Source organism: Clostridium peptidivorans, assembly GCF_900205925.1.
Lineage (GTDB): Bacteria > Bacillota > Clostridia > Clostridiales > Clostridiaceae > Clostridium_AK > Clostridium_AK peptidivorans.
Window position 1 is genome coordinate 21,556 of record NZ_OAOD01000027.1, and the last position, 11,257, is coordinate 32,812.

At 30.5% G+C, this 11,257-nt stretch carries 8 protein-coding genes and 1 tRNA gene; 2 read left to right on the top strand and 7 right to left on the bottom strand.

Annotated features, from left to right (window positions below; all coding sequences use genetic code 11):
• Positions 1 to 119: 119 nt before the first annotated feature.
• From mglC to CRN98_RS15565, 3 genes are all read right to left on the bottom strand, one after another.
• Positions 120 to 1,139: a galactose/methyl galactoside ABC transporter permease MglC gene (gene mglC / locus CRN98_RS15555; RefSeq protein WP_097028345.1), complete on the bottom strand. Its 1,020-nt coding sequence runs from the start codon at positions 1,137 to 1,139 to the stop codon at positions 120 to 122.
• Positions 1,140 to 1,155: 16 nt separating this feature from the next.
• Positions 1,156 to 2,673, bottom strand: coding sequence for a sugar ABC transporter ATP-binding protein (locus CRN98_RS15560; protein ID WP_097028346.1), 1,518 nt, complete (start codon positions 2,671 to 2,673; stop codon positions 1,156 to 1,158).
• A gap of 210 nt (positions 2,674 to 2,883) precedes the next feature.
• On the bottom strand, positions 2,884 to 3,927 hold the full coding sequence (locus tag CRN98_RS15565; protein WP_097028347.1) for a galactose ABC transporter substrate-binding protein: 1,044 nt from the start codon (positions 3,925 to 3,927) through the stop codon (positions 2,884 to 2,886).
• Between the two features lie 256 nt (positions 3,928 to 4,183).
• Between CRN98_RS15565 and CRN98_RS15570 the strand changes: the two genes are divergently transcribed.
• The gene (locus tag CRN98_RS15570; protein WP_097028348.1) at positions 4,184 to 5,725 is read left to right on the top strand and encodes an FAD-dependent oxidoreductase; all 1,542 of its coding nucleotides are present in this window, start codon (positions 4,184 to 4,186) and stop codon (positions 5,723 to 5,725) included.
• 13 nt (positions 5,726 to 5,738) lie between these two features.
• Here CRN98_RS15570 and CRN98_RS15575 read toward each other — a convergent pair whose 3' ends face one another.
• The 3 genes from CRN98_RS15575 to CRN98_RS15585 form a co-directional block, all read right to left on the bottom strand.
• Positions 5,739 to 7,499, bottom strand: coding sequence for a methyl-accepting chemotaxis protein (locus tag CRN98_RS15575; RefSeq protein WP_179632199.1), 1,761 nt, complete (start codon positions 7,497 to 7,499; stop codon positions 5,739 to 5,741).
• Between the two features lie 188 nt (positions 7,500 to 7,687).
• Positions 7,688 to 8,509 (bottom strand): sensor histidine kinase, encoded by an 822-nt coding sequence (locus CRN98_RS15580; protein WP_097028350.1) that lies wholly within the window; start codon positions 8,507 to 8,509, stop codon positions 7,688 to 7,690.
• Positions 8,510 to 8,698: 189 nt separating this feature from the next.
• Positions 8,699 to 9,520 (bottom strand): MASE3 domain-containing protein, encoded by an 822-nt coding sequence (locus tag CRN98_RS15585; protein WP_097028351.1) that lies wholly within the window; start codon positions 9,518 to 9,520, stop codon positions 8,699 to 8,701.
• 161 nt (positions 9,521 to 9,681) lie between these two features.
• Here CRN98_RS15585 and trhA point away from each other — a divergent pair, with 161 nt between their 5' ends.
• Positions 9,682 to 10,320: a PAQR family membrane homeostasis protein TrhA gene (gene trhA / locus CRN98_RS15590; RefSeq protein WP_097028352.1), complete on the top strand. Its 639-nt coding sequence runs from the start codon at positions 9,682 to 9,684 to the stop codon at positions 10,318 to 10,320.
• A gap of 833 nt (positions 10,321 to 11,153) precedes the next feature.
• On the opposite strand, the gene CRN98_RS15595 is transcribed toward trhA, so the two are convergent.
• Positions 11,154 to 11,228: transfer RNA gene (locus CRN98_RS15595), tRNA-Asn, on the bottom strand.
• Positions 11,229 to 11,257: the final 29 nt, after the last annotated feature.

Below are 11,257 nucleotides of genomic sequence, written 5' to 3' on the forward strand. Positions count from 1 at the left end.
AATTAATAATTATTACAATTAATAATAAGTGCCTATTTTATAGTTAAAATAAAAAGAAGTCCGCCTAAACGAACTTCCGACCATAACCATTGAATCTTAAGTATTAACTATTTTGCATTTTATTTCTTTGCAAGATATTTTCTTATATCAAATGCCACAGCAGTTACTATAATAAGTCCTTTTACTATAAGCTGCCAATATGGGTTTACACCTATAAATGTTAATCCATAATTTATTACTCCAAATATCAAAACCCCTGCTAAAATCCCCTGAACCTTTCCTATCCCTCCTGAAGTAGATACTCCCCCTACAACACAAGCTGCAATAGCATCAAGTTCATACATGTTTCCATAGTTATTTGTAGCCCCTCCAGTTCTTGCAGCTTCCAGTACTCCTCCAAGCCCATATAATGCGCCTGCGATAGCATATAATATTAAAAGCGTAAGTCCTACATTTATACCTGAAACCCTGGCAGCTTCCTTATTTCCGCCTATGGCATACATGTTTTTCCCGAGTCTTGTTTTATTAAATACTATCCATACAGCAATCGTTACTAATATTGCTATTATTATTATTATAGGCATTGAAAATATATGGCCAGATCCTAGATTTGTAAAATCCTTTCTAAGTCCTCCAATAGGCTGTGAATCATTTGGATGAAGGTCAAAATAAATTGAATTTAATCCATAAACAATTACTGAAGTACCTAGTGTTGCAATAAAAGGTGGCACACTAAGTTTTGAAATAATAACTCCGTTCATAAGTCCTGCTAAAAGTGCTGCAAATATTGCAAGTAAAATAGGTATAATTAAATTAAGTTGAGGCAGATTTGGGAAAAACCTTCTTACATAATCTGGTGTTTGAAGCATTGAAGCAGAAAGCACCGCTGAAAATCCGACTATACGTCCTGCTGCAAGGTCAACACCACCTGTTATAAGTACAAAAGCTATTCCCAGGGCAATAATTAACTTTGTAGAACTTTGAATTAATATATCTCTAAGACATACAAGTGATAAAAACCTTGAATCTTTTATAGCAATAATTAGTACAAGAACTATTAAAACTATATAAATTGCATGCTGAGATAAAAATTCCTTTATCCTTTTCTTGTCTATTTTTTTTGTATCTGCTTTCTCCATAACAAATCCTCCCTTCCTATGATCTAAACTTTGTTGCAAGACGCATTATTTCTTCTTCTGTTGCATCACTACCATCAATAATTCCAGAAAGGTTCCCTTCACACATAACCATTATGCGATCAGACATTCCAATAAGCTCCGGCATTTCAGAAGATATCATTATAATACTTTTGCCTTGCTTTGCAAGATCTGCAATTATTGTATATATTTCATACTTTGCACCAACATCAATACCACGAGTTGGTTCGTCTAATATAAGTATTTCAGGTTCTGTTAAAAGCCACCTTGCTATAAGCACCTTTTGTTGATTTCCACCGGATAGATCCTTTATGAGAGTCTTAAACGAAGGAGTTTTTACCTTAAGCATTTTTATACTTCTCTTTACATCTTCTCGCCTTTTACCTTCATTTATAATGCGTAAAGGTGTGACATATGGATTTATATTTGCAACTACAGTATTCTCCAGTATTGAAAGCACTGGAAATATCCCTGTTACTCTCCTTTCTTCAGTTAGAAGTGCAATTTTATGTTTCTTTGCATCTATTGGAGATTTTATTTTAACTTCCTTGTCATTTATAAATATCTTTCCGCTGCTAATTGCTCTAAGTCCAAATAATGCTTCCACAAGCTCAGTACGCTGTGCTCCAACAAGTCCGCCTATTCCTAAAACTTCTCCCTTTCTTAATTCAAAAGAAATATCCTTAAAGGATTTCTCAATAATTGATGTTAATTTTTCAACCTTTAGTACCTCTTCTCCTGGAATGTTACTTTTGGGTGGAAATCTATTTGTCATCTCACGTCCTACCATTTTAGAAATTATCATCCCTGTAGTAAGCTCATTTGATTTCCATGTGCCTATCAGCTTTCCATCTCTCATAATTGTTACTTCATCTGCTATTTGAAGTATTTCTTCAATTTTATGAGATATATAAATAATAGAAACTCCTTGATTCTTTAATGCATTTATTATTGTAAATAAACGTTCTACTTCATTTTCAGTTAAAGATGATGTCGGCTCGTCCATTATTATAACTTTAGAATTAAAGGATACTGCCTTTGCAATTTCTATGAGCTGAATTTTAGATACGGACATATTTCCAACTATAGTCTTTGGATTTATATCTATATTAAGATTTTCAAAAAGCTTCTTTGTAGCTTCATACATCCTTTTTTCATCTACAAATTTTAAGGGACCTATTTTTTTAGTTGAAAATCTTCCAAGCCATATATTTTCAATAACATTTCTATAAGGCACAGGATGAAGTTCTTGGTGAATCATAGAGATACCATTACCCAGTGCAATCTTAGGCTCGCTTATATCAATTTTCTTTCCATCTAAAATTATCTCTCCTGCATCTTCCTTGTATATACCGAAAAGACAATTCATAAGAGTAGACTTCCCAGCTCCATTTTCCCCCATAAGAGCATGAACGCTTCCTTTTCTCACCTTTAACGTTACATTATCTAATGCCTTAACTCCTGGGAACTCCTTAGATATGTTATTCATCTCAAGTATAAATTCACCTTCACTCATTTGATCACCTCCACTCACTTTATTTTCATCTAATTATTGAGAATTAAGAGTGAAAAGCTAATGTAGTTTCCCAACTATCACTAACCCTTCACTCTTTAATTGCTAATAGCTAAATTACTAGTTCCTAATCTATAGTCGCTAATTATAGGCTCTAAAACTTGGCTTAATTATTTGATACTAATTAAGTATTAGATATTATTCTGTTATAGATTATTTTACTTCGTTCATATTTTCCTTTGTAATCTTTTTATATGGTACCCATACATATTTTCCATCTGTTATATCAAATCCGATAGTTTCTTTGCTTGGAGTTTCTCCTTTAGCTAATACTTCAGCTATATTAAATGTAGCCTTACCTTGGTTTTTAGCATCATTTAATACTGTTCCAAGCATGGTTCCTTCTTCAAGAGCCTTTAATGCAGGTGCTGTTGCATCAACACCTATAACTGGCATATATTTATTATCTTTAAAGTATCCACCTGCTTTTAATGCTTCAATAGCTCCTAGTGCCATATCATCATTATTTGCAAATACCATTTCTATTTTATCGCCATTTGCAGCAAGGAATGCAGCCATCTTTTCCTGTCCTTTTACACGATCCCACATTGCTGTATCTTCAGCAAGCTTATCTACTTTTATTCCTGCATCTGTTACAGCTTGAACTGAATATTTAGTTCTAAGTTCTGCATCTTGATGTCCTGGTTCTCCCTTTAACATTACATATTGCATAACTCCATCTTTGTTTTTGTCGGCTTCAGGGTGACCTTTCCAATAATCTACTGCAAGTTGTCCTGATATTGTTCCAGATTCTTCAGCCTTAGCTCCAACATAATAAACCTTATCCCATTTTTTCATATCTTCTGGCAAAGGTTCTCTATTGAAAAATACTATTGGTGTATTTGCTTTTTGGGCTTTATCAATTAATACTCCTGCTGCAGTACGATCAACTGGGTTTATTGCAAGGCTATTTACTTTTTTTGTTATAAATAAGTCCACTTTATCATTTTGAGTTGGCTGTGAATTTTGGCTGTCTACTATATCTACTGCTGCCTTGTCTCCTGCCGCTTCAGATATTGAATTACGAACCCCTGTCATAAATGTATCGTCAAATTTATAAATAGCACATCCTATAGCCGGCTTGTCTTTTTTATCCCCTGCTGGTTTATCTCCTGCTGGTTTTTGTCCACTTGAGCATCCTGCTAAAGCTCCTGTAAGTACAGAAGCAAGGATTATACTTGCCATTACCTTTTTCATAAAGGCACCCCCATTATAATATTAATATTTTCTTAATTGAATTTTTATTATATATTATTCACAGTATTTTCAATATATACCTTAGAATTCATTTTCATTTATTTACTATTTCACTGAATATCTACAATTATATATAAGTAAGATATGTATTAAATCTAAATTTCAGGAAAGATTAATAATATTAATTTAATAAAGTTTTGTTTACTTTTGATTAATATTACCTTAATCCTAATTGATAGCACAGGAGGCATATAATATGGCTGAAAACAATTCACAAAATAAAAACATTCCTAAATATCCCGAGGCCTATTGGATGGACTCTACAAAGTTTCCTTCCTTCTCAGATTGCTCTGATAATATAAAAGTAGATGTGGCTATAGTTGGAGGAGGAATTACTGGTATAACACTCGCTTATTTACTTAAGAAAGAAGGTTTAAAAGTTGTAATTTTAGAATCCAGCAAAATATTAAGTGCAACTACAGGTCATACTACAGCTAAAATAACCGCACAACATGATTTAATATATAATGATTTTTTAAATGAAATTGGACATGAAAAAACTAAACTTTATTATGAATCTAATATGGAAGCATTAAACTTTATAAAAAGCACTATTAAAGAAAATAATATTAGCTGTGATTTTATTGAACAAGATGCTTACATATATACTAAATCTGAAGATTACATACAAAAGATAGCGAATGAATCAAAGGCTTATGAAAAACTAGGAATACCTGGAGAATATTTAGATAGTATACCTATACCAATAGATATAAAAGCTGCATTAGTTATGAAAAATCAAGCTCAATTTCATCCGCTTAAATATTTAAATAGTCTTGTAAGCTATATTAATGAAGAGGAAAATATCATTTATGAAAATACTCAAGCAATAGATATTGAAAAATCTCCAGAGCTTAAAGTTGTAACAAAAGCTGGACATAAAATATCCTGTGATAATGTAGTTATTTGTACTCATTATCCATTTTATGATGGCATGGGATTATATTTTTCAAGAATGTATCAGCTTAGATCTTATGTACTAGGAGCTATAACTGAAAAGCCTTATCCTGGTGGTATGTACATTAATGCTGAAAATCCAGGACGTTCTCTTAGATATACTCCTTTTAATGGAGAAAACTTAGTTATAATTGGAGGAGAAAGTCATAAAACCGGCCAAAGTGATATTCCTACATTGGATCGATATGAAAGCTTAAAACTCTTTGGTGACGAGCTCTTTAAAATAAAAAGTATACCTTATAGATGGTCTACTCAGGATTTAGTAACCTTAGATAATATACCTTACATAGGACATATTACTGATAATAATCCAAACATATATGTTGCTACAGGATACAAGCAATGGGGTATGACAAGTGGAACCCTTGCTGCTTTAATGATACGAGATTCCATTTTAAAGAAGGAAAATCCTTATTCTAAACTCTATGCACCTTCTAGGTTTAATGCTGATCCTAGTGTGAAAAACTTTGTTTCGATGAATACAGATGTAGCTAAAGAACTTATTAAGGGAAAGGTACTGGCTAATGACAAAAAAGCTGATGATTTAAAAAATGATGAGGGTTCAGTTGTTTTTATAAATGGTAAAAGAGCTGGTGCTTATAGGGATGAGCAAGGAGAACTTCATATTTTGGATACCACCTGTACCCATCTGGGATGTGAAGTTCAATGGAATGATGCAGAGAGAACATGGGATTGCCCTTGTCACGGTTCAAGATTTTCTATAGATGGCGAAGTAGTTGAAGGACCTGCACAAAAACCATTAAAAAAAATTGAGGACTAATCCTCAATTTTTTTTAGCTAGTTTTAAATCTTTCTATATTACTATGAATATCTTCAGATATTTTATTTAAATCCTCTGCCATATATGCTAAATTGTTAACTATCTTATTTTGCTCTTCTATAGTTGCTACGACTTCTTCAGTTGAAGCAGATAATTCCTCGGAAATACTTGATACGGATTCTGTCTTTTCTAGTACCATTTCCTTTTTACCTAAAGCACTTTGAATTTCATTATTTACCTCTTCCATAGCAGGCATCATTTCATTTATTTCTTTAAGTATAGCTTCAAAGGAAGTTATAGAATTTCTTATTATTCCAACTTGACTTTCAAGCTTTGATGTTGCCGAATTAGCAGTAGTTGTTACATTATTGAAATCTTTTGTCATATTATTTGTTATTCCAATTATATTATTTGAAGACTCTAAACTTTGCTGAGCCAATTTTCTTATCTCATCTGCAACAACAGCAAATCCTCTTCCTGCTTCTCCTGCTCTTGCAGCTTCAATGGATGCATTTAATGCTAAAAGATTTGTCTGTTGAACAACTCCATCTATTACATCTACTATTAAATTAATTCTTTCCATATTTCCTTCAAACTCATTTATTTTATTTATTACATCACTAAATAAGTTTTTTATATCCTCAATAGATGACAATAATTCTTGAAGATTCTCTGAATTTGTATCTGCTGAATATTTTATTTCCCTTCCACTTACAGCCATATTAGAAAACTTTTGACCTATACTATCTAAATTTGACGCTAGTCCTTCAACAAGTTTTAAAACATCTACAAGCTTACTTGACTGATCCGTTGACCCTGATGCAATTTCTGACATAACTTCTTCTATATCTTTGCTTGAATGATTTATATCTGAAGAAGATGCTGCAAGTTCTGTAGAGGACTCATTTAATGTATTTAAAGCAGTCTTTATTTTACTTATTAAAGTTTCCATTTGCACTGTCATTTCATTAAATACACTGCTTACATATCCTATTTCATCTTTTTTATTATAGTCAGATCTAATTCTCAAGTCTCCATTTGCTAGCTCTTTCATATTTACTATTATACCTTCTAATGGGAATATTTTTTTCCCTACAATATATATTAAGCAAATACTTACTAAAGCGCTAAATACTATAATAAGTGCTATTATTTCAATTAATAATTTATTTGCTCCTTTATAAAAATCTTCTTCATAACATCCTACATTTACATACCAGTCCCAATCCTTATAGTACTTAACCACATTTACCTTTGACTTTGCTTCAGTTTCTCCAGGATTTTTCCATACAAACTGTATAACTCCATTATTAGTAGGATTACTTCCTTCTTTTATTATTTCCTTTGCTACATATGCTCCACTTGCATCCTTATAATCCATAATGTTATCTCCCTCTTTAGCTGGATGCATAACTTCTAAGCCTGTACTATCTATAGCATACATATAAGCTTTAACTTCTTCTAAATCAAGGGAAGATTTAACTTCTCTAGACTTACCATCCTGTGATTTTGGATTTAAAAATATTTGTCTAAACATTTCCTGAGCTTCTTGTCTTGTATATTTTCCTTTTTGAACTTCTTTTTCAAAACTTTTCATAGTTTCTATTCCAATATTCACCTTATTTTGCAATGATTTAATTCCTAAATCAGTTAACTGTTGTTTTGCTGAAGAATAGCTAATAAACCCTATAATACTCATAGCCGTAACTACAATTATACAGATGATAATAAACGAAATATACATGGATTTTCTTAATCCACTTTTGTTATTCATGGTAAATTCCTCCTTATACTGTAAAACAATAGGTGATTTTGTAGATACTAATTCTAAATTTACCATGTTTTATACAAAATTCCAACATGTTTTTTGTTAATTCTTCGTAATTTTTTATTATCTTCCAAATATGGTGTATTTTTAGTCTAAATATAATAAAAGAAGCTTGCATTTGCAAACTTCTTTTATTACCAATATATATCAGAAAACTCTATATTCATTTTTTCTATGATGGACTTATTTTCTATGTTATCAAAGTTCAATGTAGTACATGCAATTTCATCAATTTCTGCTATAGGTATACTTATAATTATTTCAGTACCTTGTCCTTCTTCACTTTTTAATTTTATTTTTCCTTGTTGAAGTTCTGTAAGTGACTTTACCAAGGCTAATCCCATGCCACTTCCTTCGCATCTTCTTGTAAACAAACTATCTACTTGAGTAAAATTTTCAAAAACTATTTCATGTTTTTCTTCCGGAATTCCTATTCCATCATCTTTTACACTTATATTTATATAATCTTTATTATCGTGATATAAGCTTATACTTATATTACCATTATTATTGCCATACTTAATTGAATTTGATATTAAATTTAATATTATTCTTTCCATGAAGTTATTATCTATATTTACATACTCCTCTTCTATATCTGTATCAAATATTATGCTTATTCCTCTTTTTTCAAGATAAGGTACTACTGACATAACTATATTTTCTACTATTTCAACTATATTAAGACAAGCTATTTTAGGTTTTAAAGATCCTGCATTTATTTTAGTAATATCTATTATATTATTAGTTAATTTAATAAGTCTATAACAGTTTTGCTTAGTTATTTTATTATATTCCCTTATCTTCTGAAGGTTTGCTTCATTAATAAAATATTCCTCAGCCTGACTGACACTATATATTAGATTTATAGGAGTCTTAAGTTCATGAGAGATATTAGCGAAAAATTCCATCATAGATTTATCTTTTTCTATGCTATCTAAACTTATATTCACCATCTCCTTTTATCCATAACTCTTATAAAAATATAATAACACATCTCAATCCTATTTTCTATATTTTACTATATTAGTAAAAAAAACATAACAGTTCATACACAATCTATTAATAAATAATAATTATCGATTACAATTTTAAAAATAAACTGTGAATAGTTTTTACATTCCTTCTGTTTCCTTAACTTTTTTTTAATTATCCGTAATCCGGTAGACATGTCCACTCATAACATCCTTTAAAAGTATACTATATAAAATATAAAAGGATATAAATTTAAGTACATGTCCTGTACCATTAATAACGCCATACACATCTCTGTAAATAGTAAATGCCAATTCTGATCCTATGGAAAATATAATAAAATAACTATAATATTTATTAGATAAAAAATTTATATTATACTCATCATATGATATAAACAAACATACTGCTAAAATTACAATTATTATATACTCACTTATGATCTTAAAGGGTGTCAATCCATACCCCTCTATAAAACAATTAGGAAATATACGAAACTTAAATATACTTAGAATACATAGTGCTGTAATAACTGCGTAAGAAATAAAAACTTTTGAAACATTAATCTTCTTTTTAATATATTTAAATGACATAAGTATAGAAATTGATTCTAAATATCTTACAACTATCCGTAATTGAGTAGGTATATTTGATGTATTACCTATATCTATTATATTCATCCCCCTATAAGATAAAGTATGTAATAACTCAATACAAGCTACAAATCCATAAGTTATTCCTAAAAATATGAAATAATCATTTTTAGAGTTTTTATGCATATTAAGTGTCATAATCATAATACTAAAGCTTATAACTATAATAAGCAGCTCAATAATTGTATGAAACATCAGATATTTAAATGAACTTATATACATCGCTATGACAAAAAAAATTCCAAAAACTATATGAAATATATAATTAGTCATATTATTTTTAAAATAACTTAGATATTTCATAACTATCTCCTTTATTACCGAATACTTATTATTCATTATATCACATTTTTTTATAAAATTATCTATTTTTTTACAATATTTAAGAATCTTATAAATTTTGTAATTTGTATAAATTCAATTAATGCAAGTATAATATATAAATGTTACAATATGTTTTATAAGGCAATATATTTTAATATACAAGGAGGTATTTTAACTTGGAGGATCAAAATAATTTTTATACATTTGGAGAAGAATTAGCTAATGCCATAACTCATGGATTAGGAGCACTTCTCTCTGTGGCAGCTTTAGTACTTTTGATTGTATTTGCAACTCTTTATAAGGATCCTTGGCATGTTGTAAGCTACACTATATTTGGAACCTGTATGATTATACTTTATCTTGGTTCTACACTTTATCATAGCATTCCAAATAAAAAAGTTAAGAGGATATTTAGGATTTTTGATCACTGCTCTATTTTCTTGCTTATTGCTGGTACCTATACTCCTTTTACTCTTACTATACTCCGCGGACCATTAGGATGGACTATATTTGGAATTGTATGGGGACTTGCTATTATAGGAATTATCCTAAAATCCTTTTGGGTTGAAAAATATGAATTGTTATCTACCTCAGCTTATGTAGGTATGGGATGGATTATAATATTTGCTATAAAAAGACTTGTTATACTCCTTCCTCCTACTGGCTTATTTCTTTTAGTAGCTGGTGGAGTTTTATATACTCTCGGTGCAGTTTTATTTATGTTTGATAAAACACCTTATAATCATGCAATATGGCACCTATTTGTACTTGGAGGCACTACCTGCCACTTCTTTTGTGTATTGTTATACCTTTAGAAATAGTACGATATTTTTAATGTTGAGCTGGTCGCATAGAATTTTCATCTAGGAAGGCGTTCATTTCGCTAAAAACGGCTAATATTTATAAATTTGAAATACCTAAGCCTCCTAAACTCGCTTTCGCTCAGACAGTAGGAGACTCTTAACGATATTTTAAATTTATAAATAAAGCCGTTTTAAAGCTCATTCAATGCCTTCTACGATGAAAATTTTATGCTTTTCTCAACATTAAAAATGTCTTCATTCTAACAATTGCTACATAAAAATCTTTTAGGCCGAAAGTCTTATAGGTTACAAGAGCTTAAGCAAATAGATAAAATGAATAGAAAAGTTTAATTTATAAGTTAAAGATACGTTAGCACTATAAATGGTTCGTGATAGAAAATAAAATGATTAATACTTATGACCTATCGGTCTGCGGGCTTATCAGCCCTTTGATAAGTATATATTTAAAAGGAACTTTCGCTAAACCGAAATTCTTTCCTTCAGTCAGTAAGTCTGAGTGATATTTTTAATATTGAATAATAGTATGGGATTTACATTGTAGAAAGCATTGAGTAAGTATTAAAAGGCCTTTATTTCTGAACTTAAAATATCGCTCGGAACCTTCTACTGTTTGAGCAGGGCGAGTTTAGAAGGTTTAGATATTTTAAGGGCAGAAATATTAGACCTTTTTTACGAAACGAATGCTTTCCTAAATGTAAATCCCCATACTATAGATTCAACATTAAAAATGCCGTAATTTCCTTTTAATACGAAAGAGCACAACAAGTTAATTAATGTTTGGATTAATTTAGCTCGTTGTGCTCTAATTGTTCAAAAAATAAAAATGGCTCCGTGGAGAGGGCTCGAACCTCCAACCCTTCGGTTAACAGCCGAATGCTCTGCCATTGAGCTACCACGGAATAAATTTATCTGGCAACGACCTACTCTC

Excerpts from the sequence above, each read along its gene's own strand:
- CRN98_RS15585 (WP_097028351.1), bottom strand. The coding sequence starts at position 9,520 with ATGAATAATAAGTATTCGGTAATAAAGGAGATAGTTATGAAATATCTA.
- CRN98_RS15560 (WP_097028346.1), bottom strand. The coding sequence starts at position 2,673 with ATGAGTGAAGGTGAATTTATACTTGAGATGAATAACATATCTAAGGAG.
- CRN98_RS15580 (WP_097028350.1), bottom strand. The coding sequence starts at position 8,509 with ATGGTGAATATAAGTTTAGATAGCATAGAAAAAGATAAATCTATGATG.
- CRN98_RS15565 (WP_097028347.1), bottom strand. The coding sequence starts at position 3,927 with ATGAAAAAGGTAATGGCAAGTATAATCCTTGCTTCTGTACTTACAGGA.
- CRN98_RS15570 (WP_097028348.1), top strand. The coding sequence starts at position 4,184 with ATGGCTGAAAACAATTCACAAAATAAAAACATTCCTAAATATCCCGAG.
- mglC (WP_097028345.1), bottom strand. The coding sequence starts at position 1,139 with ATGGAGAAAGCAGATACAAAAAAAATAGACAAGAAAAGGATAAAGGAA.
- CRN98_RS15575 (WP_179632199.1), bottom strand. The coding sequence starts at position 7,499 with ATGAATAACAAAAGTGGATTAAGAAAATCCATGTATATTTCGTTTATT.